Origin of the sequence: Nostoc sp., assembly GCF_036917515.1 — a bacterium.
Lineage (GTDB): Bacteria > Cyanobacteriota > Cyanobacteriia > Cyanobacteriales > Nostocaceae > Nostoc.
Genome location: NZ_JBALDE010000280.1, coordinates 1 through 24,575, shown reverse-complemented (window position 1 = coordinate 24,575; position 24,575 = coordinate 1). Strand labels below are relative to the sequence as shown.

Sequence of the window (24,575 nt, the reverse complement as noted above, 5' to 3'; positions counted from 1 at the left end):
GGATTTGGGATTTATTATCAACAGCATAGGGGAATTTCTAGTGAAAAATCTGAACCAGATATATGCCGAAACGGATTTTTTTAGGTGTTTTTGGCAACAAGAAATCTATCTAAGTATTGACTAGGTTGGATGCCAAAGCGCTTTTGAAAAGCCACAGCGAAACGACTAGGACAGTTGTAACCCACTATCTTAGCTACCTGTTTTATGGTCATTTGCTGACTCATGATTAGTGTTCTAGCTTTTTCCATCCGGTATGCCCATAAATAGCCAAATACTGTTGTGTTAAAAACCTGACGGAACCCGATTTTCAGCTTGTAATCGTTTAAACCTACTTGTCGCGCCAATTCTAGCAATGAAGGTGGATTGTCAAAATCGGAGATTAAAATTGCTCTGGCGTGGTAAATTCGGTTAATATCATCTCCTTGCAAAATGCGCGATCGCATCAATTCCCGTTCCCCAGATGTATCGGGTTCCAACTTCAAAGCCATTAATTCTAGACATTTGGTTTGCAAGTAAATTTCTTTAATTAAACCTTGGAAAGGACAATTAACTATTTGATGCAAAATAATTTGCATTTCTGGTGTAGTTTGCCCCATGCGGAAGTAGTTGAGAAAGCATATATTGTCAGTTTCTATGTACAACTGAAGTGATTTAGGTAGAAAGTCTAAGCCACTAACTTCATCTCTGCAAAAGAATTCCTGTAGATTGATCCCAACCTCTACCTCCAGAATGCGTTGACCTGCCCGCCAATAAAATCCACTACCAGGAATTTCCTTATCCAAATCAAAATAAGTTGCAGTGAAATTTTGTCCAGCAGGTATCATTTCCGTTTCATTGTCTGCGATAACTGCGAAACTAAACTCCATTAAAGGAAGGTTATATGCCTTTGTCTCAACAATTAAATCCTCCGCTAAGTCGTACTGTTTTACTAGTAAGTTAATCCCGGTAGGGAAAGCCATTGCATGTTCATAACCCCAACTTTGCTGTTTTGGATCGTTCAACACTGCTAGATACCCAGTATGATATGAGTTGGTTTTTGTCGGTTCAGAGATTGGAGTAGTATTTTGCTGTTGGTGATAGGCTTCTCTTGTTGAAAGAAACAGAGTCATTTTTGTGATTTATTGATATTTTTTCCTATTATCATATAGTTGGTTGGGTGGTAGTAATGCGATCGCCAAATGCATTGGGATGAAAACTGTGACTACTATTGCGGCGTTGCATAATTTGAATTTGACTGCTAGTTATTGTGATCGTATTTAGGTACTGACAAATAAAAAAATGTCCCTCCTATTGAAGCGTTTCCGCTTCTCCTGTCGGAGACGCTACGAGAACGGGTTGCCGTAGGCATCGCTTTATTCTTGGTGAAAGTGCTGGCATTGCCACAATTATTAAGTTTGACGAAAGCGATCGCTAGCCGGACTATTTCCGCCACTGTGCTTAATAATCGCTGGGATTTATACCAAACTTTTTGCGGAATGCAGCAGCAAAGTAACCTCTATTGGCAAATCCCACAGTATAGGACACCTAAGCTACATTTATCCGTCCTTCCATAGAGGAATTGACAAGCTTTTTCTAAACGATAATCATGCAAATATCCAAACACTGTTGTACCAAAGAGTTAACGAGATCCTTGCTTAAGTTTGCGATCATCTAACTCTACTTGTTTTGCTAATTCAATTAATGAGGGTGGGTTAGTAATATCTTGAAGCAAAATATCCTCGCTTGATAGATGCGCTCAACATCGTTTCGTTTAAGATTGACTAACTGGTGGGAGACTATACCATACATTAAACAATTGAGCAAATTGTAAGGTGATCAGTTCCAGTGTCTTAGCTTCTAATGAGCGCAGATAGAGCAACAAATTGAGTTCTCGCGTATCATTGTATTCTCTACTTGAGACTTTGAAGAGTTTTCTGCACCACTAAGCTTACTCACTCAGTTTTTCACTTTTAAGCAAAAATTGCTCCAGATCGTGATATTGCCCTTTGAAAAAGCCATACTGTTTCAGTACACCCTGACTGTGAAAACCTAATTTTTCTAGCAACTTTTTAGAAGCTATGTTGTCCAGCATGACTTGGGCAACAACGAAACGCAAACCCATTTTCTGAAATCCAAATTGCAAGATAGTACTCACCGCCTCAGTCATGATACCTTGTCTCCAAAAAGTACTGGCAAGCTCATAACCGACTTCGGCCGAGTGTTCTTGGGGGTTCCAGGTAAACCCACAAGAACCAATCAAAACGTTGTCTTGCTTACGGGTAATTCCCCAGCGAATTCCTTCTCCTTGCTCAAACCGCTTGGCTCTACGTCCAATGACAGTGATCGCTTGTTTAATAGAAGTGAAGGTATCAAGATCGTGAAACTGAGTCACGCTTGGATCGGAGAATAGAGCAAAGATAGCTTCAGCATCCTGCAACGTTGTCTCACGAAGAAGGAGCCTTTTTGTTTCTAATTGAGGAAAGGAAAATGGTGAGAAATCGTTGCTCATAGTTGCAATCGATGATCTGGGGTTAGAGCTAACTTAGCGATCGCCATAGTGACAAGACAATTCAAAAGGCTCAAGGCTGAATAGTCTTCGCCGACTGGTTAAATAACAAATTTCGTGACTTATCTGGATCGAGCGCTTCAGTTTTCAATGCTTCAGCTTTTTCGTAGGCGCGAATGGTTGCTGGACGGGCTTTAATTGCCTCAAACCAGCGTTTGACATGAGGAAAATCCTCTAGGTTTTGACTTTGGCGTTCATAGGGCACAATCCAGGGATAAGCAGCAATATCGGCGATGGAATAATCGCCAGCTATGAATTCTTTATCTGCTAGTTGCTTATTCAGTACTGCATATAGGCGTCCCGTCTCATTCACGTAGCGGTTAATGGCATATTCAATCTTTTCGGGAGCATAAGTACTAAAGTGATGATTTTGTCCCGCCATCGGCCCCAGCCCTGCCATTTGCCAAAACAACCATTCTAAAACTTGAGTGCGATTACGTAAATCTTGGGGGATTAACTTCCCAGTTTTTTCTGCCAAATATAGTAAGATTGCACCAGACTCAAATACCGAAATTGGCGCACCTCCATCTGCTGGTAGGTGGTCAACAATCGCAGGCATCCGATTGTTAGGAGAAATCTTCAGAAATTCCGGCTTAAATTGATCCCCAGCTCCAATATTCACAGGAATTATGGTGTATGGTAAGCCGACTTCTTCCAAGAAAATTGTGATTTTATGACCGTTTGGGGTTGTCCAATAGTAAAGTTCAATCATGGTTCTTTTCCGAAAATTGTGCGATTGTTTTGTAGGTTAATAGCGTGTTACAGACATTTCTTAATTACAAATTAAATTGCGGTGATTTTGCGATCGCAGCCCAAACTCTATGATGAATCTGAAGAATTGGTGTAGGATATTTTGTTTCGAGCAATGTTGCCAATTCTTGGTCAAATACTTCTACTTTTTCTGGTATCAAGCTGCCTCCCACACCAGCACTCGCCCGAACTCGTCCTCGCCAATCTTCGTGTGTATAAGATACAAATACATCGTAAGAAAATGTGCGGATTTCTCGAAAACCTCCTTCACCAATATCTTGTAACCACTGGGGATACAATCCGTTACCGCCGCCTAGATTCCATGCGGGATTATGAGCCTCGATTAGTTGTTCTGTTGCTTCAACTACATTACTTTTTAAGGGTATCCAATCAAAATGTGCGATCGCGATCAAGCCATTTCTTCTCAATATCCGAGTAATTTCTTGGACGGCACGCGGACGGTCAAACCAATGCCAAGATTGTCCTGCTGTCACCACATCCGCACTAGTGTCTGGTAACTCGGTATTCTCGGCAGTTGCGACTCGATAATCTACTTTCAGTTGGGCAGATTCGCTTAACAGTCTCGCTTGTTCTAAAAGTGAGGCTGATGGATCTATAGCAATTACATAAGCACCTCTATCGGCAAAGCCCCGCGCTAGTGTTCCTGTTCCTGTACCGAGATCAACAATATTTTGCCCTGGTAAACCTATGCCATATTCAGACAGTTTATTAAATAATGAACTGGGAAAGCCAGCGCGGTGTTTTGCATAATCAGTAGCAGTTGCACCAAAATCAATTTTCATACCTGCAAAACTATTTTTGTAACAATTGTTTTGCCTAGAAGTTCTCTACCCAGGGACGTAGTTCTACTTCATAAGTCCAAGCACTGCGGGGTTGGCGGAGAATGCTGAGATAAGTTTGAGCGATCGCATCCGGGTCAAGAGTACTATCAGGATTATCTACTGGATCTTGGCGGTCTGCGGAGCGGATTGCACCATCAATCACAAAATGCGCTACATGGATATTCTTTGGTGCTAATTCTCTAGCAATACTCTGAGCCAAACCGCGTAGTGCAAATTTACCCATTGCAAAGGGAGCAGACAAAGGATAACCCTTAATACTGGCTGAAGCTCCAGTAAAAAATATAGCACCGCCACCAAGTTGCAAAAACCTTTTGGTAGCAGCTTGAGCCACAAGAAAGCCACCATAAGCAGTGACATCTAGGGTTTTTGCCACTTCACTAGGGTTTAGATCGACAAGAGGCCCCCGTACCCGAAAACTAGGATTGTAAACGACAATATTCGGGGAACCAACTTTATTATCAATATCAATAAATAACTGTTCTACTTCATCTGGCTTTGAGGCATCAGCTGCGAAACTAACTGCGCCAATTTCACTGCTCAATTGAGTAATTTTTTCAATTTGGCGAGCCGCTAAGGCTATGGTGAATCCTTCTTTGGCAAATAAGCGAGCTAAAGAAGCGCTCAGTCCATTACCTGCACCGACAATTAAAGCTGTTGTTGCCATAAATTCAATTCTCCTTGTTAGGATAAACGATTAAGAATGGTTATTCAGTAATTGTTATGCCAAATTATTATTTCCAAATCTAAAATTGTATCAAAATTTACTGTAAAGATTGCTCTAAAATCTCGCACCAACGAAAGGCTATTTGTTTCACAATAAAATTCTACTATATTAATGCCCGATCAATTATTGACTGAGGATTTTATGCAAGAGTCAGTCAATAATGAGAATATTTTGTATCCAGGTGTGTATCATTGATTTAATTGTTTAGTTCGTAGTCGTTTTGCTACTCTTGATGAACTGAAAAAAGAAGCGCCTAGAATCTATGAACGCATTCACGGATTAAATATTCAACAGTTAGAAAGATTTGCAATAGCTTTTATGGAATTTACAGACGCAATTGATTTAGAGGTTTGATTAGATAAATATGAACATGAAAAAAATTGGAAAAACTAGTTTGCAAAAAAGGTATTTAATAAGTTATAAATTTCCTTGTAAAATTTTAGTTCCCCTTCTCCCATAGGGAGAAGGGGTTAGGGGATAAGGGCTAGAGCAATTGTATGTAAAACTAACTCCATATTATTAAATATTTGCTCATTTTTGAAGCTAATCAGATGAAATTGATTAGATTGCAACCATAAACTTAGTACTTTTCGCCATAGTTATTGCTTTTATCATGCACGCAATTCTTGAATATCGGCGATGGGGTTTTGGTTAATCCTTCAGAGAATACAAATTATTAAAACGTTGCTGCACATTTACACCCACTTGCGATCGCAGTTTAATTTCCACACCTTTTTTAGGGTGACGTATACAATGGAGGCTGCTACCGCCAGCAAGGGAGGCAGCAGCCTAATAAGCAGCATTTCCACCCAGATAAACGAAATTTAAAAAGGGTTGGGGCTGAAGTATGACACCAATGCCCTTAACCCTTAACTGCTCTTAAGCGTTAAGCGCTTCCTCTTGATTGGTTTCGATAACGCAATCAGAAGTGGCATAGGCAACGCAGGTAAGAACCCATCCCTCGTCCATTTGATCATTGTCTAAGAAGTTCTGATCCGATTGGTCAATTGTACCTGAAATCAGCTTGCCAGTGCAGGTAGAGCAAGAACCAGCGTTACAGGAATAGGGCAAGTCTAGTCCATTTTCCTCGTTAGCGACCTCTAGGATGTACTCATCATCAGGGACTTCAATTTCTTTTTCGCCGTTTGGGGTACGCAATGTAACTTTGTAAGTTGCCATGTAAAACTTCCTAACTTAACATAAACTCCATTTTCGATACTACGGGTTTATGTGCACCTAGTCTAGAGTGAAATTTAGTTGATTATTTTACATCTTGAGACGCTTAGTTTTAATCAGAAGTAAGAGTAAAAAATGCTGCGATCGCTTCAGCAAATCCCTCAAATGAACTGTAATCTCTAGACACGATAGAGACAGTCATACCCAACTTTTGGGCATTAGCAGTAGTGTAAGGACCAAAACATGCAATAACACAATGTTCGTAATCGCTTTGCGAGTTAACCATTGTTAAAAAGCTTTCTACTTCCGCTGTGCTACTAAAGGCAATTACATCAATAATTGCTTGACGCATCAGGTTTAATTCCATACCGTAGATACTTTTGTCTAAACCCTGCGTAATGTATGTGGGTACACGAATTACTTCTATGCCCAATTGTTGCAAATCCGTAATCAAATTGGGTACAACATTAGGTTCAGGCAAACCCACAACTTTTGGAGTCGGTATCAGCACTTTTTTCTCATGAATTTGCGGAAGTTTCGCTAATTCAGCCACAATTCCGGCTGGGCTAGATTCTGTTGGAATTAAATCCACCTTGCCAGAAAAAGACAATAAGCTTTCTGCATCTTTTCCTAACGCACATAAGTGACATTTTTGTACTACAGATATAGGAATATTCAAATCATTTATACGGTGAAAAAATGCAGCGATTCCGTTTCGACTTGTGAAGAGAATCCAATCAAATTCGTTTATATGGGCTAAAGCGGCATCTAACTGAGTGTAGTTTGATAAATAGCAGGTTTCGATAGTAGGCATGAAAACAGGTAAAGCACCTTTTTTGATGATTTGTTCGGATAACCTATAAGCATAATTTCTCGGTGCTGTTACTAAAATTCTTTTGCCATATAGAGGTAAGTTTCTCGATGGAGTTAGCAGATTGATTTCTCTTGATTCGGTGTGCATTTATTTATCGAATGATTGATGTAGGGGGGTTGAGTTATGGATGCTGAAGAGTTGCTCCAACGCTATGCTGCTGGGGAGAGAGACTTTAGTGAGGTTGATTTGAGTGGTGCTAATTTAAGTGGGGTTGATAGGTAACTTGTTAAGATGATGTTGACTGCACAATTACTCAAAGTAAACCATCATTGACTACCATTAAAAGCATGAAGCATCTGTCGGACTACAACTTCTTTGACCCGGAAGTGCTCGTGTGTCCTTATGAATTCTACAAGCTGGCACAGGAGCAAGCACCAATTATGGAGCTCCCTAGTTCCAGAACAGGAGCAAAACTCTTTCTCGTTACCAGCTATGACTTGGTGAAAGAAGTTCTTAAGGATACAAGAGTATTCTCAAGCAATTTCTCTACTTTACTGGCTGGAAAAGAAGAACAGGATGATGAGTTGCAGAAAATTTCTGCTCAAGGCTGGCCTCAGATGAACACCCTGCTCACAGCAGATCCGCCAGAACACGAGCGATTTCGAGCGCTGGTGAATAAAGCATTCACCTTTGAGCGTGTCAACAAAATGTCTGAGTTGATTGAGCAGATTGTTGATGAACTAATTGACAATTTCATCGATCGCAGCAAGTGCGAATTCGTCAGTGAGTTTGCCGTAGCTTTACCACTCAAAGTTATTGCTCAACAGTTAGGTGTGCCGCAAGCAGATATGCCAAAGTTCAAGCAATGGTCTGATGCTTTTATTGCACGTCTAGGGCACACACTCTCTAGAGAGCAGGAGATCGAGTGTGCTAAAGATGTTGTTGCTTTCCAGCATTATTTTAAGGATGTTATAGACTCGCGTCAAAAACAGCCTCAAGATGATTTGATCACTGACTTGGTACAGGCAAAGGTAGCTGGACGAGCGCTCGATACTGCTGAACTGTTAAGTATAATTCAGCAGATATTAGTGGCTGGTAATGAAACTGTCACCAGTGCGCTTGCAGGTGGGATGTTGTTGCTGGCAAACAATAAAGAGCAAATAAAGTTGCTACAAACAGATATTTCGCAGCTAGAGAACTTTGTTGAAGAAGTTCTACGGATGGAAAGTCCAACAGCGGGAATGTGGCGAGTTGTGACGGAAGATATAAAACTAGGAAACGTTGCTCTGCAAGCTGGCTCTTTGGTGATGATCCGCTTCGATGCTGCTAACCGTGACCCCATAAAATTTATTGAGGGTGAGCGTTTGGATGTGTGCCGCCATAATGCCAGCAATCACCTATCTTTTGGTCATGGAATTCATTTTTGTTTAGGTGCTATGCTTGCTCGTAAGGAAATGCAGATTGCATATCAGCGATTGTTACTACGGCTTAAGAACATCCGCTTGGGACAATCCGGTTATCAGTACTTACCGAATATACTCATGCGGGGACTGAAGTACCTCTATATTGAATTCGATAAGGTAGTAAGCTGTTAAGCACCTAAGAAAGCACATTTAGACAGCAGGGGAGCAGGAGAACAGAGGAGAGTTCTTGTATAAGTTCTTTCCCCTCTGCCCCTCTGCCTCTGAAGCACCTCTGCACCTCAAGCTTGTAACAAATGCGGGTGATGTCAATCCTAGCCATTTTTCTAGGGTGAATTCTCCCCATTTTTCCGATGTCATCTGTGTTGATAAAACGGCACGATATAAACATCTAAAAACGTTTGCGGAAAATCTTATGTCTTCATTACTGGCTTTGTCCAACAGTTTAGCTGATACCGTAGAACAAGCTGGGAATGCTGTGGTTGCGGTGAATGGGGGTACACGCGTTTCTCCAAGCGGTATTCATTGGCGTAATGGCATCATTGTTACCTCTGATGAGTGCCTCCAGCGCTATGACGACATCACGATTACCTTATCAAATGGTAGCACTGCACCAGTAACACTCATTGGCCATGACTCTAGCACTGATATCGCTGTTTTTAAACTAGAAAATGTCGAAATACCTGTGGCCAAAGTTGGTGATGCCAAAACGCTCAAAGTCGGTCATCTGGTATTAGGACTAGCAAGAGGTAGCGAAGGTGACTTAAGAGCGGCGATGGGTTCGGTGAGTGTGATTAGCGGTGCTTGGCGGAGTATGAGTGGCGGCAATATTGACCAATTCATCCGCCCAGACATCACCCTTTACTCTGGTTTTGCGGGCGGGCCACTAGTAGATGCTGCTGGTTTTGTAGTAGGCATGAATACATCGGGGCGGCGTGGCATTGCTCTGACTATTCCCACTGCGACAGTCGATCGCGTGGTTGACCAATTGGTAGCAAAAGGACACATTTCTAAAGGCTACTTGGGTGTGGGAATGCAACCTGTACGTTTACCAAAGAATCTAAAAACTGCTCTCAATCTAAGTTCGGCAACTGGGGTAATTGTTGTTAATGTTGAGCCTTCGGGGCCTGCTGACAATGCAGGTGTACTGCTTGGTGATGTTTTGGTAACGTTTGATGGCGTAACTGTGGGCGATACAGGTGATGTGTTGGCGCTGCTCAATAGTAGCGATCGCATTGGTAAACCTGTCAACGTGCAAGTTGTCCGGGGTGGAGTGTTAATTGAGTTAGCGATCACAGTTGGCGAACGACCTACTAAGGAGGAATAATGCCAATTTGCGATTGGTTTAACTAGTTTTGTCAAAATTATCAAAATTTTCTGTTCATTCGAGCTTCTGAACTCGGAAGTTGCACCTTTTTGCTCGAACGTTGAGCTTCTGAACTCGGAAGTTGCACCTTTTTGCTTGAACGTTGAGCTTCTGAACTCGAAAGTTGCATCTTTTTGCTTGAACGTTGAGCTTCTGAACTCGAAAGTTGCATCTTTTTGCTTGAACGTTGAGCTTCTGAACTCGAAAGTTGCATCTTTTTGCTTGAACGTTGAGCTTCTGAACTCGAAAGTTGCATCTTTTTGCTCGAATTGTCATTAGTCATTTGTGTTTCTAAGGACAAAAGACAAATGACATCACTGATTCTACTTTGACATGCTCAAAAATTGTATAACATGGCAAACACAACATTAACTAACATCGCTGCTGAATTGACAGAGGTAGCTGCTAAACTACGCGATCGCACTGTCAAAGTAAAAAGTGGTTCTCTAGGAGTCGGTTCTGGTGTAATTTGGCAACCTGACGGACTAATTATCACTAATGCCCATGTGGCAACCAGTAACCGCGCAACTGTGGAATTGGCAGACGGAAGGGTATTTGATGCGGTGCGTACCCAATTCGATCCACAGCAGGATTTAGCAGCCCTGAAAATTGTCGCCACTAATTTAACTGCTGCAACAATCGCCAATTCTGAGGCGCTACGAGTGGGTGAATTAGTCTTGGCGGTGGGTAATCCCTTTGGTGACAGTGGTGCTGTGACAACTGGAATTATCCATGCAAATAATCCACGAGCAGTTATGGCTGATTTGCAGCTGTATCCTGGTAATTCTGGGGGGCCACTTGCCGACTATCTCGGTCGAGTCGTGGGAATTAACACCATGATTGTTAATGGTTTGGCTGTGGCAGTTCCCAGCAACACCGTTGAGCGTTTTTTACAAGGAAATAGTCGTCCGCAACTAGGAGTCACACTGCAACCTGTACTTTTAGGTAGGCGTAGCTTAGGTTTATTGGTGCTGTCAATTCTACCTGGCAGTGCGGCGGAAACTGCTGGTGTGCAAATCGGCGATGTTTTAATTGGAGTTTCGGGGCGATTATTCACTACCATGAATGATTTAACCAAATATCTCCATAACAGTAAAGGATCTGTGCCGCTACAAATCCGACGCGGTAGACAGCAATTGGTGATTTATGTTGCTGTGCAGTCCGAGACAACTGCGGTGGAGGCGACATGATCCGAGTGATGGTAGTTGCTACTTCCCCTGTGGTGCGGGCAGGGTTATCAGCTGTGGTAACTACCAATCCTCGGTTGACAGTTGTGGGAAGTGCATCCGATTTGGATGTATTGGCGAGTGAAGTTGGGCAATTACAGCCAGATGTGGTGCTGATAGATTTGAGCGGTAATTTTCCACAAGCGGTGTGGGAAAAATTGCTGACTATTCAAGAACAGCAATATCGATTAGGAATAATCGTCATTGTTGAAGAACTCGACAGTATCGACTTAGAGACGGCGTTACGTTCTGGTATCCGGGGAATATTGCCCAGTACTAGCACAGAGTCAGAAATTATCGCGGCTGTGGAGGCGATCGCTTTTGGTTTGCTGGCGCTGCACCCGGATGCTGTAGAATTACTGTCTATCCGCGAAAAAGTGGTGGCGAATCCTGTACAAACCTTGACACCACGGGAGATAGAAGTTTTAGGTATGCTTGGTTCTGGGTTGGGGAATAAGGCGATCGCAAAACGTTTACATATTTCTGAGCATACCGTCAAATTTCATCTCTCATCCATTTTTCAAAAGCTCAGTGTCTCCAGCCGCACCGAGGCTGTTGCAGTGGGTGTGCGACTGGGTTTGATTATGCTTTGATTATTTGTATCAATCTGAATGTGAAACGGTATAACCAGCGCTTGAAGTCTTCCCAGTCTTAAAGGAGTACACCGAGAATTTATGCTCGTGATATCCTTGATTGATGACACGCCCTCAACGCACACATTTCTACGATTGAAAGAATTACCATGACTTCTGACAAACATTCTGTATCCTTGGATGACGCACGACGAATACTAGCGGCTGGAGAAGCGAAGGCTCGTGCAATCGGACAACCAATGAATCTTGCGGTTGTTGATGCTGGCGGGAATCTTGTTGCTCATATTCGTATGGATGATGCGTGGATCGGAAGTATCGATATCTCAATTAACAAAGCATTTACTGCTCGTGCGTTTAATCTCTCTACCAAATCCCTTAGTGAGGATGCTCAACCAGGAAAACAATTTTATGGTATTCACGCCTCAAATGGAGGACGAATCATGATCTTTGCCGGGGGTATACCACTTCAACGCGATGAGCAGATAGTTGGTGCAGTCGGAGTAAGTGGTGGTAGCGGTGAACAGGATCAAGCTGTAGCTGAGGCAGCTGTCGCGGCTTTCTAATACCATTACACTAAACGTCTTTAAAATAAAAGCAGCACCCATTTAGCAGTCAGATTAGCAAGTCCACCCAAAAATCGTAACCACACCTAACTATTGTGAGTCATTTACCAAACACCAGGAGGAAACGCGCATTTCCTCTTGGTATTTTTGTTATACCAATTTGAAAAAAGAATGCGACAGATACATACGGACATACCTTTGTTATGTCTGGCTTTCTTAATTTTTAATTTTTAATTTTTAATTCGAGCGTTCGCGCAGCGTCTCTTAGAGAAGCGAGTGACATACAGCCTCCAATGAGGGCATGGTGTATATATCACATTTGATTCATTACTTGTATGAACATTTTAATGCTATCTTCCACCTTTCCCTATCCACCAACGCGCGGAGGAACCCAAGTTAGAACATTTAATTTACTCAAGTACTTGAGTCAACGTCATACTGTTACCCTCGCGACTCAACGCGAGAGTGATGTTACAGACGCAGAAGTAGCAGGATTACGTGATTGTGTGGATCATCTAGCCATTTTTGAACGTCCGCCAGATTCTCAAACCACTGGAATCTTGCAGAAAATACAGCGATTTGGGAGATTTTTGCAGCAGGGAACACCGCCAAGTGTACTTAACCGCTACTCAGTTGAAATGCAAACATGGGTTAATAACTGGGTGGAAGCGGGAAAATGTGATGTAATTACTTGCGAACATAGCGTCAATGAAATTTATGTGCAGCCACATTTTCTCAAACAGCTAAAAACCATAGTTAATGTTCATAGTTCTGTTTATGCTACCTGTCAAAACCAACTAGCAACAGGTATTTCCGAAAATTCACTCAGAGATAAAATTAATCTCCCACTTTTGCGTCGTTATGAGCAAAACTACTGCGCTAAATTTTCGGCAATTGTGGCGACAACAGAAGAAGATAAAATTCAACTACAAGAATTTAACCCCAATAGCGAAATTACGGTTATTCCCAATGGCGTAGATTTAGTTTCTTTCCCTAACCGTACCATCGATCCAGGAGGACATCGCCTAATTTTTATTGGTGCAATGGATAATTTAGCAAATATTGATGCTGTTTGCTTTTTCAGCAATGAAGTTTTGCCAGAAATCCAAAAATTCTATCCCAATACAACTTTCGATATTGTCGGTTCTCATCCAGTGGCAGAAGTTTTAGCACTTGATAAAAAACCAGGAATTAATGTGCTGGGGCGTGTACCTTCGATGGCAGAATATTTACACCAAGCCACCATTTGCGTTGTACCAATGCGGACTGGGTTTGGTATTAAAAATAAAACTTTAGAAGCAATGGCAGCTGGTATACCTGTAGTAGCTAGCGATCGCGGCTTAGAAGGATTAGCTGTAGATGTTGCTAGTCATCCATTACGGGCATTACGAGCCAATAAACCAGCAGAGTACGTCATCGCTATTATTCAACTATTCGATCGTCCACATCTGCGTTCAGAATTGTCTCACAATGGCAGACAACTGGTAGAAACGGAATTCACTTGGGATATTGCTGGTAAAAGCTATGAACAAGTTTGTCTTGGGAGAGAGTAATACTAATTGGTAAGCGATCGCTTGTGCTATCTTAGAGCATCAATGGCTCCTCTTTTTTGCTAGCGATCGCACCAGTAATACCATTTCACTTTAAGGTTGATACAAATAGGCAGCAGGAAAGCAGGGGGAAAGAGTTAGAGACAAATCATTTGTATCAAGTATTTCAGGAAATGGTATTATTTAGATATATATGATATTTAGATAATATATGATATTTAGATAATATATGACTATATTAATTGTCTCCAGCGTCCTTGCACTTGTAGTCGCTGGATTAATGGTAGGGAACGAAATCACGGTCGGTTTTTTCGTCCACCCGCAGCTATGGAAGCTCGATGACGCTACACATATTAAAGCAGCCCAACCGTTAGCACGTATATTCGGTGCGTTCATGCCCTTCTGGTACGCTGCTACCTTTATTACTTCATCTTTTTTTACTTATCAGTTGCATACTCTCTCCAACCCCATATTTTTCTGGCTTGCCATTGCAGCCACCGTGATCTGGCTTCTTAGTATTATCTGTACTATCGTTGCTCTGGCACCAATTAACGACGAGGTTGCTAAATGGAATTTGGAGAACTTACCCAAAAACTGGAAAGAAAGGCGTAGACTTTGGGATAATCGTCATGCAATTCGGGCGATTGCATTGCTTATCGCATTCATTTTCCTGACAATTGCGTGCGTTGGAAGGTAATACCAATTTAAAAAAAGAATGCAACCAATAGACCATTTGTAGAGACGCGATTCATCGCGTCTTTACCGAAAGATGTATTGCAATCATTAATTGAATTGGTATATGTTTGCTATGGCAACAATCGAGCCAAACTCAAACAATTAATCACTAGTTAATACTGTAGCCAGAAGGTCAGGATGAGACAGATGTGGGCAATGTCCAGAAGCTAGCTCAATGGCATCAACTCCTAAGCGCTTGCGTGCAGCATAGCGTGACCATGTAGGAGACAATATTCGGTCATCAGTACAAACAATATATTTACGCTCAACCTTTGGCAAAACTTTTAGAGGATTCGTTTCAAGAATATATGCCATAGATTGTTGCGAACGACTTTTCGAGATTGCCCACTGTGCTACATCCGGTTGACAATCATGAAAGAAAAACTCCCTTAATACTGCTTCGTCTGAATAATCTTTGCCTACGGAAGCTGGTTCATACACATCAGGCTCATCGTAGAACTGTTTGAGTTTACTTGGGTCTTTTGGCTGGTAATTGAATGATTTGAGCGTCTCAGAATCAAGGCGATGAGCAAATTGGTCGAGTGTACTAACTCCGGGATAGGGAAGCAGCGCAGCCACAAACACTAGTTGACGCACTTTTACTGCTTCTGCAACCAAAGGAATTATCGTACCAGCCATTGAGTGACCGACTAGCACAATATCATTATCAGTTTTTGGCAGCGTTTGAATTACTGTATCCGCAAATTGGGACAAAGTAGCAGATGCATTTTCAATTGGCAAATCCATTGCTACGGTTTTGTGACCCTGTGCTTCTAAGTAGGGAATTAGCAAATCCCAACACCAAGTCGCTTGGAAAGCACCGTGAACTAGACAATATAGACTCATATTAGTTGAACAGCAGTTAAAACAGGCTGAAAAGGTTGCAACAAAATACCCAAAATTTTATCAACTTCTTTAATATAATATTCAGTCAAATCTATATAAACAGTTGTCCCTTCTAAAAATAAAAACTTCCAGTTAGTTTCACTAGTAACCGATCCATAAATCTGACTTTTCCCGTTAAGTCTCGAAAAGTCTGCTGGCAAAGGATTTAATAAACAGCACAGTATATACAGTACAGTAATTAAAATTCGGTGCTAAAGGTGACGAGCAATGCTGGATTGGTGGGAGAAAAATTTTGCAACCTGTGAACTAGGCGATTACCTACGGTAGGAGGAATAGCAGACTTGTTAAGCTAAAAGTTTTACCCTGTCTCATCTAACTCCTATTCGACGCAGAACCTGTATTTTAACCATTGAGGACAAGTATAGTTCTTGTCCTTTACTTTTTTGAGAAAGTTTTCGCCACAAACTGCATTTTATTAAAGAGTAATATCAATAAATTTTAATAGCCTCTTGTTTTTTAGCACAATCTATGTAAATCTCATAACTATATAATACGGTAAACCGATCGATTTAGCGTATTTTATAAAAAGTTAGGTGGGTTAGCCAATAAACTCAAAATTTAGTGCCAAGTAAACTTTTTAGGAGATGTAATCGTGAGTACATATAAATCTGAGTCAGGCAATAGTTCAACTTCGCAACTGAATTTAGAGACTGATGTTCTAGTCATAAGTCGTGGCCCATCAGCAACTTGGGCAGCTTGGAATGCTGCTGCTCAAGGGGTAAGAGTGGTACTTGTAGATAAAGGCTACTGCGGTACGAGTAGAGCCTGATTTGCATTTAATTTTGAGTAGACAAATTGGTGATGATGCTCATGCGATCGCCTTTTTCAACGGATTATTGCCTTCACAGGACGCGATCCCGTCGACAATATTTGTAATGAAAAGTTACTTAACGATGCACAAGTTAGAGATTTTCTTAACAAGCAATATTAAGGGCGAATAGTACTTGTATTTTAAAGTTAGCGAAAGAATGAAGAATGACAATTTTGTTACTTCGTCTTTCCTAAATTAGGAGTTACTAAACTTAAAATTGAACATTCGTGGAGGTCAAATCATGTTTTCTGGAAAAATTGAAAAAGAATTATTTGGTGAAGAAATTTGGTCAACTTGGCAAACAACTAAATTACCAGCTCATATACAGTTATTAGTGGATCAAGAACTAGGAAAACGCGATATCTGGGAATTGCAGTCTCAAAAGCCTGAAAATCAGCCTATTTATCCAAATCTCTATGATGACTCTAGTCATTCAACAAATATTTAACAAAAGAGGTAGTTCTTGCGTAGGGGAGGAGGCTGGAGGAATACTGCCCTACACAAGAACTACTGTGATACCTACGGCGGTAAATTAGGCGCTGAGAGTAAGGATTTAAGTCTCCTACCAAATTTTGAATTTGCTGGAAGACTATAAAGTGGTGGGTTTAAATTCCCCACTGATTGCATTCTGAATTTTGACTTCTCTATTTAATTAATCCAAAATAATGCAAAGTCAAATTTATGTTGCAAATCCCTCCCCAATTTCTTTTACCTAGCAAGAGAAGGAATCAAGATTAATGGCACATCTATTTGAACCATTCAAGATTCGTGAAGTTGTTTTTCGCAACCGTATCGCCGTTTCACCGATGTGTCAATATTCCAGTACAAATGGATATGCTAATGATTGGCACGTTATTCATCTAGCTTCTCGCGCAGTTGGCGGTGCAGGTATAGTGTTCACAGAAGCAGCAGCTGTGGAACCGCGTGGACGCATTAGCCCGCAAGATTTGGGAATTTGGTCAGATTCACACATAGAAACTTTAGCCAAGACTGTGGCATTAATTCATAACTTTGGCGCTGTTGCAGGTATTCAACTTGCTCATGCAGGTAGAAAGGCCAGTACTGCTAAACCGAGTAAAGGAGGGAAAGTGCTGGATGAATCTCAGGAAGGTTGGCGTCCCTTGGTTTCGAGTAGTGCGATCGCTTTTAGCCAAGATAGCCCAGTTCCAGAAGCCCTTAACCATGAGGGAATTCAAGAAATTATTGACGCCTTTGCTCAAGCTGCCAAACGTTCTCTACAAGCTGGTTTCAAGGTAGTGGAAATCCATGCTGCTCACGGTTATCTACTGCACCAATTTCTCTCGCCTCTTTCTAACCACCGTCAAGATGATTATGGTGGCAGCTTTGAAAATCGGACTCGTCTGCTCAGAGAACTAGTTCAAGCAGTCCGAGAGGTTTGGCCTAAGACACATCCACTCTGGGTACGCATCTCCGCCACCGATTGGGTAGACAATGGCTGGGACATTGAGCAAAGTATTGCTTTAAGCGACAAACTCAAGTCTTTAGGAGTGGATCTGATCGACAATTCATCAGGCGGTATTATACCGGGCGTTAATATCCCAATTAAACCTAGTTATCAGACTCAGTTTGCCGAACGCATCCGCCGCGAAGCTAATATTTATACAGGAGCCGTGGGCTTAATTACATCCCCTGAACAAGCTGACGAGATTATTCGTACAGAAGTAGCTGATATAGTGCTATTAGGACGTGAACTACTCCGCAATCCTTACTGGCCACATCTGGCAGCCAAACAACTTGGACACGATAAACTCTGGCCTATTCAATACGACCGAGCCTGGCTGTAGGCTTTCCTCGTTCCCATGCTCTGTAACAACTTAAAGCAATGTCTACAACATTCTACACCTATTGGGACTTAGGCAAAAAACACCGATAAAATGACCTCAAACGTATATCTCAAAGAATTTTGACATCGTTTTGCTTGGTTTATTGATATATCTAGGTTTCAGGCGTTTTCGGGCATTTGGTGTATTTACCTTACCCCACAAGGGTTTAAGGCTTATTTATTCCTCAAAAATGTTTAAGTCCCGCTATGCCAAAATGCATCGGGGGGATTAAGGGGGTAAATCCAGACTTTGGGCTTTATTACCAAGACGTGTTTATACCGTAGCTTTTTAGGCTACTTAGCATACACAAGTACTAAAAACCTCAATTGCTTAAGGCAATTTAACAGTTTTTATACGCAGATAATATATTTGTCTGCGTATTTTTTATGAAAAAAGATTCATCCCAATGTATATTTCTGCATTCTTTTGGGAATCATAAATCGAGGAAGCATTATAGACCACAACGTATTACTTCCTGAAATATCACGTAACTTTTAGAGGATAATTATGTCTAAACGCAAGTTGCCCAAAGGCCGTAGTGTTAGTTCAGTTGCTCTAGAACCAGAAGTTGCGATCGCAATCCTTGGGTTGTTTTCCGCAGCTGCTGATGGTGAAGGTATTTCTTCCACAGAAGAATACGCTTTGAGTGAATTTCTCGGTCAGGTTGACTTATTTGAAGATTACTCTGAAAAAGATTTTGAAGAATTGACCGAAAAAGTTGTCAGTTTGATTGAAGAAGAAGAACCAGAAGATTTAATCACCGAGTCTATCGAATCCTTAACCAATACAGATTATCGCGAAGCTGCATACATCACAGCTATTTTAGTAGTAGGGATTGACGAAGAAGTACCCGAAAGCGAACAAGATTACATCTCTGAACTTCAAGAAGCCTTAAATATTTCAGACAAACGCGCACAAGAACTTATAGATGAAGTATTTGGAGAAGAAGAGGAAGAAGAGGAAGAAGAGGAGTAATATTTTTTGACTTGCAACCTCAGTTATTTATTATCTTTAATTTGGGATTGCTAAATTTAGAATATGAAATAATTTTGTTTGAGTTAAGTTGTTTGGATTCCCGGCTTCATGAAGAAGTTGGGAATCTTGCATTTTATCAACATTAATTCGATAAAGCATTAATAGTTAGAAACTATATCAAGTTCGGGTGATTACTTGTATAGCGTTTCCCAGTATAATGAAGTACAATGATGTTCATATCAATAGGTTTAGTAACAAAATTTACATTTAAATCTGAGGTGGTCTCTGTCCCCGAACCTTCGGCAGCATTGGGTACACTGGCAATTAGTGTTTGGGGGGCGGCAGCATTACTAAAACGCAAACATCATAAGAAAACAACAATCAATTTGGGCGTTGCATAAATGCGGGATGAATTAACTAAATACAGGTATTTGTCTATACTTCAAGTAAGAGAGTCACAAACGAATTGAGTATTTAAATATCTACTGTTTTGGAATAGCATAATGTTTTGCGATGTAAGCGTGCCAGATAATCACGTAACCGTGTATTTTCACCTTCGATGGTCATATATGTTTTACTGACAATATGATCTCCTGGCTCAATAAAACTGGGGTAAACTTTCCATCCATCGGTAAAATAAAAATAGGGCGTTGCATAAATGCGGGAGGAATCAAGTAAACATTAGTAATTTCTTATACTCAAGATAATGAAGTAATAATCTAATAGAGTATTTAAGCATATCCACGCTCTTTGGAATAGCATAGTGTTTTTCGGTGTAGTCTTGCTAAATAATGACGTAAACGCGTATTCTCACCTTCTACTCTAGTCATGTAAGTTTTGCTGACAATATGATCTCCTGGGTCGATAAAACAGGGATAAACTTTCCAACCATCTGTTACATAGAAATAACACTGCCAACAGCAAACAATCTTCCACAATAATTCAAACGTTTTCGCGCTGCGTAGGCTTTGCCCGCCGAAGGCATCGCCGATCACCCAAGCCAAAATTCCCTCACGAAAATGATCTACTGCTGTCCACAACCAAACTTTGTTTTTTTTGACCCGACAAAGGTTTCCAGTTCATCTAATTCCCCAACTTCTGGTATCGCCGTCGTTGGTGGAGCATCTGGGAGCTTCGAGGCAGCTTGTTTTACCCAATGAATTATAGTTGTGTGATAGCGAAGCGTTAGCGAGTCCGCGAGCGTCTGAACTCCCTTGTCACGCTCAATAGCTCGAAATCCCATCCCATTAACCTATGAGCGTAAGCAACTTTGTTTAACTTCATCTGAGTACCTTTTTGGTGGACTATAAACATTGATAAATTGACGACCACAATTAACACAAATGTGATTCTGTTTACCTCTTCGCTTTCCGTTTTTTCTAATCTCAGTAGACTCACAGTATGGACAATGCACAGTAGAACACCTCAATTCCTCCCTATATTATGCAACGCCTTGCAGTGAAGCACCTGGGCGTACTAAGGCACAGATGCGATCATCAGAAATCTCAATGGCTTCAGGCATAGGAATCTCCTGTTATTTAACTTGGTTACTAGCGCTAAATGGCAGGTTAAGTTAATACCAATTTAAAAAGTAATATTTATAAAACTTTTCCGCATTTTTATAAATATTGAATATGCTTGATTTACATCATATATAAACAAAAATAAAATTAAAATGAAATACTATCCCTCTCTTTAGACATAAATAACAATTAGTCCCTTGGGTAGAATCCAAACAAAATTTTAAATTGGCAATATTTCTGTAACTCTAGGTTATGCCAATTCATTTCTCACTACATTTTTCCCAATTCTCAGTTAGAACAATTTTCTTAAGTTTATCTATGTCTAAAGGCTGAATTTCTAATTTTAAGAGATATACCATCGATAAGTTGAAAAAATCAGACTTTGTGACATAAAGTAAAAAATGTAAATAAAAACTATTTGAATATCTCTCAAAAGTAATCGGACAGACTAATAATACTGAATACAGAGTCCAGTTTTTTATTGTTATATCAATTCGTAATCAAAGGGTGTAAAACCTTGTAGCCGTACTCAAACTAATATGTGATCAAATTTTCAAGAATTGGTATACTCTTATTCTTAATTTGAAAGTTGATTATGAAACAGATAGAAGCAGTTGTTGGTAACATTAACGATTTAAATGATGGCGAAATGCGACAAGTGTCTGTCGGCGAGACAGAAATTTTATTAAGTCGTATAGATGGAAAGTATTATGCTGTCGGCGCACACTGCACTCATTATAAAGCGCCACTAGCTGAGGGGGTACTGAGTGGACATCATGTTGTTTGCCCCTGGCACAATGCCTATTATGATGTAACGACTGGCGACCAACAAGAGCCACCTGGTTTGGATGCTTTAGCTTGTTATAAAGTACGCATTGAAGGTGAAAATGTCATTGTCAGCCTACCAGAGGAAACTAACGGATTACGATCGCCCGCAATGGCGCAATTCGACCCTAATGTTGATGGGCGGACATTTGTCATCTTAGGCGCAGGAGCGGCAGGTGTCCATGCTGCAGAAACTTTGCGAATAGCTGGATATCAAGGGCGAATCGTGATGATTACTCAAGATAGCAGGCTACCCTACGATCGCACCAAGCTGACTAAAGACTACTTCATTGGTAAGACATCCGCAGAGGAAATGCCCTTGCGATCGCCTGATTTCTTCAAAGAACACGCGATTGAAGTGCTGTTGAATAAGCGAGTTGAACAGGTACAAACCACAAATAAAACGATCGCCTTTACCGATAGCGACACCGGAGCGTCTAGTGATTCATTAACCTATGATGCCTTACTGGTAGCAACAGGGGGGAAACCACGCCAGCTAGATATTCCCGGTGCAGACTTGCAAAATATTTTGACATTACGCAGTTTTAATGACACTGATCATATTTTGACAATCAGCAAGCAAAAAGGACAAGCAGTAGTCATTGGCTCCAGTTTTATCGGCATGGAAACGGCAGCTGGGCTGAAGCAACATGGCTTAGAAGTAACTGTTGTTTCACCGGATTCTGTACCTTTTAAGAAAATCCTGGGCGAGGAAATTGGCAAACTATTTCAGCAAGTCCATGAGGAAAAGGGTGTTTCCTTTAAATTTGGTAGGAAAGCGGTGCAATTTGAGGGTAGCGACAAGGTTGAAGCTGTAATTTTAGATAATGGCGATCGCTTAAAAGCAGATATTGTAATTGTCGGAGTTGGCGTACAGCCTGCAACAGACTTTCTTCAGGGTATCGATTTGCATCCTAAAGATAACAGTGTTGTTGTTGATGAATACTTGCGTGCAGCTGATAGCATCTACGCCGCAGGTGATATTGCCCATTATCCCGATTGGCGGACAAACGAATCGATTCGGATTGAACATTGGCGAGTCGCAGCACAGCAGGGGCGAATTGCCGCTCAGAACATGACAGGGAAAGCAGTCAAATTTAGAGGGCTTCCTTTGTTCTGGACAATGCAATTCGACTTTCCATTGCGCTACATCGGACACGCCGAAAGTTGGGATGAAATAATTGTAGATGGGGATTTGCAAAAACAGGAATTTATCGCTTTTTATCTGAAAAACAATCAAGTCTTGGCAGTTGCAACCAGCCATCAAGATACAGAAACAGCAGCGATTTCAGAATTGATGCGCTTGAACCAGATGCTAACTGTTGATGAATTACGGCGTGGTATCGTTGATTTGATTCAAAAAGGACAGCCTGAAGTTAGTAGTAAGCGCTAGGACATATATGACAATTACTGAGCGCTATGACATCATTATTATCGGTACGGGAGCAGGTGGAGGTACACTAGCTCACCGCCTCGCACCTACAGGTAAAAAAATTCTCGTGCTGGAACGAGGCGACTTTTTACCGAGAGAAAAAGCTAACTGGAATCCCCAGTAAGTCTATGAAAAACATCGTTACCACACCGATGAGCAATGGTATAACAAAGAAGGCAAAGTTTTTAAGCCTCAAACAGGTTACTGGGTTGGCGGCAATACTAAACTCTACGGTGCAGCCTTAATTCGATTTCGGGAGCGAGATTTTGAAAGGGTAATTCACAAGCAAGGAATTTCTCCAGAATGGCCGCTTAAGTACTCAGACTTTGAGCCGTACTACACACAGGCAGAAAAGCTGTATGACATGCATGGTCAAGCAGGAGAAGACCCAACGGAACCACCTCGCAGAGAACCATATCCCTATCCGCCAGTGAGTCATGAGCCGGATATGCAGTCCCTTGCTGATGGCATCCGCAAACTAGGTTATTACCCATTTCACCTACCACTGGGATTAAAGCTTAATGAAAGCGATCGCACCAAGAGTCCCTGCATTCGTTGCGATACTTTTGACGGATACCCTTGTCTCGTACACGCAAAAGCCGATGCCGATGTCAACGCCATTCGTCCTAGCCGCGAGATGTATGCCAATTTCACCCTTTTAACTAATGCCAAAGTCTTGCGGCTGCATACCAGTGATACCATTTCACGGAAAAAATGATAGAAATAATTAAGTAATAAATATTAGCAAGTGAAAATGGCTAGAGTTACCAAAGTAAAAATATTTGAGTCAGCAGACCAATTGCATGAGTTGCTGAGAAAACAAAAAACAGCGTTAGGTAAAGAACGTATTCAAGCGTTGTATTTACTGAAAATAGGGCAAGTAAAGACGATAGGGGATTTGGCTGTTGTGCTGGGAAGAGGAACAGCGACGGTACAAAGATGGTTAAAGACTTATAAACAGTCGGGAATCACCAGTCTTTTATCAAGAAAAGAAGGGTCAGGGCGACCACCAATCATCAACTCACAGGTTCGAGAGCAACTTTTGGAAGAACTTCAACAGCCACAAGGATTTAAAAGTTATGAGGAAATACGAACATGGTTAAAAGCCCAGGAGGGGGTAGAAGCTTCATATAAAGTAGTACATGATACAGTGCGTTATCAAATGAAAGCGAAGTTAAAAGTACCGTGAGCAGTAAATATAAAACACGACTAATAAGCGGAATCAGAATTTAAAAAAAACTTCCAGAATACTTAGAAGTAATTAAAAAATACGTAATAGCACCTTCAGTTCAATACAAAAGAATTAGATACTGGTGTGGTGATGAAAGTTGTATAGGATTAAAAACAGAGCCAGGAAGATTAATTACACTCCGTGGTGTTAAACCGCTGGGTACGATGCAGTGGAAACGAGAAAATTTATATTTATACGGTTTAGTATAACCACTAACTGGAGAGCATTATATTTGGGAATTCTCTCATCTCAATACAGTCTGTTTCAATATTTTTTTAGAACAGTTTGCAACTACATACTCAGAAGATATACATATTCTACAGTTAGATAATGGTGCTTTTCATTTAAGCCAAACTCTTGTTATACCAGAAAATATCATTCTCTTGTTTCAACCTCCACATACACCACAAGTAAATCCAATTGAACGTTTATGGGAAGAAATTAAAAGGTATTTAAGTTGGGAATGCTTTGGAAATTTAGATGAGCTAAGAACAGTTATCTGGCAACGTCTGGAAAAATTAAACACATCAATTGTTGCTTCTATTACAGGTTGGGGTTTTATTCTGGATGCTTTATTTGTATCAGGTTTTTCGTGAGATGGTATTAGCCCTCTTTTGTTACTACGGGGAGAGTAGAATCAGGAAGAAAAACTGAAACAGTAAGTAACTCTGATGGTTACGCAGCGCTCTTAAGCAGTAAATA

Annotated in this window: 25 protein-coding genes and 3 pseudogenes; 16 read left to right on the top strand and 12 right to left on the bottom strand. The window is 41.0% G+C overall.

Translation table 11 applies throughout. The features are described from left to right. Positions 1-80 precede the first annotated feature (80 nt). The 8 genes from V7K89_RS35230 to V7K89_RS35195 form a co-directional block, all read right to left on the bottom strand. The gene (locus V7K89_RS35230; protein ID WP_335193820.1) at positions 81-1,109 is read right to left on the bottom strand and encodes a helix-turn-helix transcriptional regulator; all 1,029 of its coding nucleotides are present in this window, start codon (positions 1,107-1,109) and stop codon (positions 81-83) included. Positions 1,110-1,237: 128 nt separating this feature from the next. Continuing rightward, the gene (locus V7K89_RS35225; protein ID WP_335195505.1) at positions 1,238-1,432 is read right to left on the bottom strand and encodes a hypothetical protein; all 195 of its coding nucleotides are present in this window, start codon (positions 1,430-1,432) and stop codon (positions 1,238-1,240) included. 495 nt (positions 1,433-1,927) lie between these two features. Further along, on the bottom strand, positions 1,928-2,488 hold the full coding sequence (locus V7K89_RS35220) for a GNAT family N-acetyltransferase (protein ID WP_335195504.1): 561 nt from the start codon (positions 2,486-2,488) through the stop codon (positions 1,928-1,930). Positions 2,489-2,558: 70 nt separating this feature from the next. After that, complete coding sequence (locus V7K89_RS35215; RefSeq protein ID WP_335195503.1) at positions 2,559-3,257, bottom strand: glutathione binding-like protein; 699 nt, start codon at positions 3,255-3,257, stop codon at positions 2,559-2,561. A gap of 64 nt (positions 3,258-3,321) precedes the next feature. After that, complete coding sequence (locus tag V7K89_RS35210; protein WP_335195502.1) at positions 3,322-4,098, bottom strand: class I SAM-dependent methyltransferase; 777 nt, start codon at positions 4,096-4,098, stop codon at positions 3,322-3,324. A gap of 34 nt (positions 4,099-4,132) precedes the next feature. Next, positions 4,133-4,822: an SDR family NAD(P)-dependent oxidoreductase gene (locus tag V7K89_RS35205; RefSeq protein WP_335195501.1), complete on the bottom strand. Its 690-nt coding sequence runs from the start codon at positions 4,820-4,822 to the stop codon at positions 4,133-4,135. Between the two features lie 939 nt (positions 4,823-5,761). Further along, a complete protein-coding gene (locus V7K89_RS35200; protein WP_335195500.1) occupies positions 5,762-6,061 on the bottom strand; it encodes a ferredoxin in 300 nt (99 codons plus the stop codon). Positions 6,062-6,170: 109 nt separating this feature from the next. After that, positions 6,171-7,019 (bottom strand): uroporphyrinogen-III synthase, encoded by an 849-nt coding sequence (locus V7K89_RS35195; protein WP_335195499.1) that lies wholly within the window; start codon positions 7,017-7,019, stop codon positions 6,171-6,173. A gap of 200 nt (positions 7,020-7,219) precedes the next feature. On the opposite strand from V7K89_RS35195, the gene V7K89_RS35190 reads away from it, so the two are divergent. Both V7K89_RS35190 and V7K89_RS35185 read left to right on the top strand, forming a co-directional pair. After that, positions 7,220-8,467, top strand: a complete 1,248-nt coding sequence (locus tag V7K89_RS35190) for a cytochrome P450 (protein ID WP_335195498.1) — start codon at positions 7,220-7,222, stop codon at positions 8,465-8,467. A gap of 241 nt (positions 8,468-8,708) precedes the next feature. Beyond that, positions 8,709-9,620, top strand: a complete 912-nt coding sequence (locus V7K89_RS35185; protein ID WP_335195497.1) for a S1C family serine protease — start codon at positions 8,709-8,711, stop codon at positions 9,618-9,620. 40 nt (positions 9,621-9,660) lie between these two features. Here the strand turns inward: V7K89_RS35185 and V7K89_RS35180 are convergent, their stop codons facing one another. After that, positions 9,661-9,942, bottom strand: a complete 282-nt coding sequence (locus V7K89_RS35180) for a hypothetical protein (RefSeq protein ID WP_335195496.1) — start codon at positions 9,940-9,942, stop codon at positions 9,661-9,663. A gap of 70 nt (positions 9,943-10,012) precedes the next feature. On the opposite strand from V7K89_RS35180, the gene V7K89_RS35175 reads away from it, so the two are divergent. From V7K89_RS35175 to V7K89_RS35155, 5 genes are all read left to right on the top strand, one after another. Continuing rightward, positions 10,013-10,849, top strand: coding sequence for a S1C family serine protease (locus V7K89_RS35175; protein ID WP_335195495.1), 837 nt, complete (start codon positions 10,013-10,015; stop codon positions 10,847-10,849). Further along, positions 10,846-11,478, top strand: coding sequence for a response regulator transcription factor (locus V7K89_RS35170; RefSeq protein ID WP_335195494.1), 633 nt, complete (start codon positions 10,846-10,848; stop codon positions 11,476-11,478). Before V7K89_RS35175 ends, V7K89_RS35170 begins: the two co-directional genes overlap by 4 nt. A 149-nt stretch (positions 11,479-11,627) precedes the next feature. After that, a complete protein-coding gene (locus V7K89_RS35165) occupies positions 11,628-12,041 on the top strand; it encodes a GlcG/HbpS family heme-binding protein (protein WP_335195493.1) in 414 nt (137 codons plus the stop codon). A gap of 335 nt (positions 12,042-12,376) precedes the next feature. Then, positions 12,377-13,594, top strand: coding sequence for a glycosyltransferase family 4 protein (locus tag V7K89_RS35160; protein ID WP_335195492.1), 1,218 nt, complete (start codon positions 12,377-12,379; stop codon positions 13,592-13,594). 226 nt (positions 13,595-13,820) lie between these two features. Further along, the gene (locus V7K89_RS35155) at positions 13,821-14,288 is read left to right on the top strand and encodes a DUF1772 domain-containing protein (RefSeq protein WP_335195491.1); all 468 of its coding nucleotides are present in this window, start codon (positions 13,821-13,823) and stop codon (positions 14,286-14,288) included. A gap of 140 nt (positions 14,289-14,428) precedes the next feature. On the opposite strand, the gene V7K89_RS35150 is transcribed toward V7K89_RS35155, so the two are convergent. Then, the gene (locus V7K89_RS35150; RefSeq protein ID WP_335195490.1) at positions 14,429-15,172 is read right to left on the bottom strand and encodes an alpha/beta fold hydrolase; all 744 of its coding nucleotides are present in this window, start codon (positions 15,170-15,172) and stop codon (positions 14,429-14,431) included. A 652-nt stretch (positions 15,173-15,824) separates the two neighbouring features. Between V7K89_RS35150 and V7K89_RS35145 the strand changes: the two genes are divergently transcribed. The 5 genes from V7K89_RS35145 (at position 15,825) to V7K89_RS35125 (ending at position 19,263) form a co-directional block, all read left to right on the top strand. Next, entirely contained in the window at positions 15,825-16,001 is a 177-nt protein-coding gene (locus tag V7K89_RS35145; protein ID WP_335195489.1) for a hypothetical protein, read from the top strand. A gap of 283 nt (positions 16,002-16,284) precedes the next feature. Continuing rightward, positions 16,285-16,491 (top strand): hypothetical protein, encoded by a 207-nt coding sequence (locus V7K89_RS35140; protein ID WP_335195488.1) that lies wholly within the window; start codon positions 16,285-16,287, stop codon positions 16,489-16,491. Between the two features lie 289 nt (positions 16,492-16,780). Then, complete coding sequence (gene namA, locus V7K89_RS35135; protein WP_335195487.1) at positions 16,781-17,848, top strand: NADPH dehydrogenase NamA; 1,068 nt, start codon at positions 16,781-16,783, stop codon at positions 17,846-17,848. Between the two features lie 546 nt (positions 17,849-18,394). After that, positions 18,395-18,862 (top strand): tellurite resistance TerB family protein, encoded by a 468-nt coding sequence (locus V7K89_RS35130; RefSeq protein ID WP_335195486.1) that lies wholly within the window; start codon positions 18,395-18,397, stop codon positions 18,860-18,862. 227 nt (positions 18,863-19,089) lie between these two features. Then, the gene (locus V7K89_RS35125; protein WP_335195485.1) at positions 19,090-19,263 is read left to right on the top strand and encodes a PEP-CTERM sorting domain-containing protein; all 174 of its coding nucleotides are present in this window, start codon (positions 19,090-19,092) and stop codon (positions 19,261-19,263) included. A gap of 54 nt (positions 19,264-19,317) precedes the next feature. On the opposite strand, the pseudogene V7K89_RS35120 reads toward V7K89_RS35125, so the two are convergent. Then, positions 19,318-19,507 (bottom strand): annotated as a pseudogene (locus V7K89_RS35120) (IS1 family transposase); the annotation flags it as partial. A 25-nt stretch (positions 19,508-19,532) separates the two neighbouring features. Further along, positions 19,533-20,276 (bottom strand): annotated as a pseudogene (locus V7K89_RS35115) (IS1 family transposase). Positions 20,277-20,980: 704 nt separating this feature from the next. Here V7K89_RS35115 and V7K89_RS35110 point away from each other — a divergent pair. The 4 genes and pseudogenes from V7K89_RS35110 (at position 20,981) to V7K89_RS35095 (ending at position 24,469) form a co-directional block, all read left to right on the top strand. Further along, positions 20,981-22,603 carry an FAD-dependent oxidoreductase gene (locus V7K89_RS35110; RefSeq protein WP_335195484.1) on the top strand — a complete coding sequence of 541 codons (1,623 nt, stop codon included), beginning with the start codon at positions 20,981-20,983 and terminating at the stop codon, positions 22,601-22,603. Between the two features lie 7 nt (positions 22,604-22,610). Further along, positions 22,611-23,336, top strand: a pseudogene (locus V7K89_RS35105) (NAD(P)-binding protein); the annotation flags it as partial. Positions 23,337-23,396: 60 nt separating this feature from the next. Beyond that, positions 23,397-23,831 carry a helix-turn-helix domain-containing protein gene (locus V7K89_RS35100; RefSeq protein ID WP_335195483.1) on the top strand — a complete coding sequence of 145 codons (435 nt, stop codon included), beginning with the start codon at positions 23,397-23,399 and terminating at the stop codon, positions 23,829-23,831. 272 nt (positions 23,832-24,103) lie between these two features. Then, positions 24,104-24,469, top strand: coding sequence for a transposase (locus V7K89_RS35095; RefSeq protein WP_335195557.1), 366 nt, complete (start codon positions 24,104-24,106; stop codon positions 24,467-24,469). Positions 24,470-24,575 lie beyond the last annotated feature (106 nt).

Coding starts and splice junctions, on each gene's coding strand:
- V7K89_RS35230 (WP_335193820.1), bottom strand. CDS start 1,109: ATGACTCTGTTTCTTTCAACAAGAGAAGCCTATCACCAACAGCAAAAT.
- V7K89_RS35220 (WP_335195504.1), bottom strand. CDS start 2,488: ATGAGCAACGATTTCTCACCATTTTCCTTTCCTCAATTAGAAACAAAA.
- V7K89_RS35215 (WP_335195503.1), bottom strand. CDS start 3,257: ATGATTGAACTTTACTATTGGACAACCCCAAACGGTCATAAAATCACA.
- V7K89_RS35210 (WP_335195502.1), bottom strand. CDS start 4,098: ATGAAAATTGATTTTGGTGCAACTGCTACTGATTATGCAAAACACCGC.
- V7K89_RS35205 (WP_335195501.1), bottom strand. CDS start 4,822: ATGGCAACAACAGCTTTAATTGTCGGTGCAGGTAATGGACTGAGCGCT.
- V7K89_RS35200 (WP_335195500.1), bottom strand. CDS start 6,061: ATGGCAACTTACAAAGTTACATTGCGTACCCCAAACGGCGAAAAAGAA.
- V7K89_RS35195 (WP_335195499.1), bottom strand. CDS start 7,019: ATGCACACCGAATCAAGAGAAATCAATCTGCTAACTCCATCGAGAAAC.
- V7K89_RS35190 (WP_335195498.1), top strand. CDS start 7,220: ATGAAGCATCTGTCGGACTACAACTTCTTTGACCCGGAAGTGCTCGTG.
- V7K89_RS35185 (WP_335195497.1), top strand. CDS start 8,709: ATGTCTTCATTACTGGCTTTGTCCAACAGTTTAGCTGATACCGTAGAA.
- V7K89_RS35180 (WP_335195496.1), bottom strand. CDS start 9,942: ATGACTAATGACAATTCGAGCAAAAAGATGCAACTTTCGAGTTCAGAA.
- V7K89_RS35175 (WP_335195495.1), top strand. CDS start 10,013: ATGGCAAACACAACATTAACTAACATCGCTGCTGAATTGACAGAGGTA.
- V7K89_RS35170 (WP_335195494.1), top strand. CDS start 10,846: ATGATCCGAGTGATGGTAGTTGCTACTTCCCCTGTGGTGCGGGCAGGG.
- V7K89_RS35165 (WP_335195493.1), top strand. CDS start 11,628: ATGACTTCTGACAAACATTCTGTATCCTTGGATGACGCACGACGAATA.
- V7K89_RS35160 (WP_335195492.1), top strand. CDS start 12,377: ATGAACATTTTAATGCTATCTTCCACCTTTCCCTATCCACCAACGCGC.
- V7K89_RS35155 (WP_335195491.1), top strand. CDS start 13,821: ATGACTATATTAATTGTCTCCAGCGTCCTTGCACTTGTAGTCGCTGGA.
- V7K89_RS35150 (WP_335195490.1), bottom strand. CDS start 15,172: ATGAGTCTATATTGTCTAGTTCACGGTGCTTTCCAAGCGACTTGGTGT.
- V7K89_RS35140 (WP_335195488.1), top strand. CDS start 16,285: ATGTTTTCTGGAAAAATTGAAAAAGAATTATTTGGTGAAGAAATTTGG.
- namA (WP_335195487.1), top strand. CDS start 16,781: ATGGCACATCTATTTGAACCATTCAAGATTCGTGAAGTTGTTTTTCGC.
- V7K89_RS35130 (WP_335195486.1), top strand. CDS start 18,395: ATGTCTAAACGCAAGTTGCCCAAAGGCCGTAGTGTTAGTTCAGTTGCT.
- V7K89_RS35125 (WP_335195485.1), top strand. CDS start 19,090: ATGATGTTCATATCAATAGGTTTAGTAACAAAATTTACATTTAAATCT.
- V7K89_RS35110 (WP_335195484.1), top strand. CDS start 20,981: ATGAAACAGATAGAAGCAGTTGTTGGTAACATTAACGATTTAAATGAT.
- V7K89_RS35100 (WP_335195483.1), top strand. CDS start 23,397: ATGGCTAGAGTTACCAAAGTAAAAATATTTGAGTCAGCAGACCAATTG.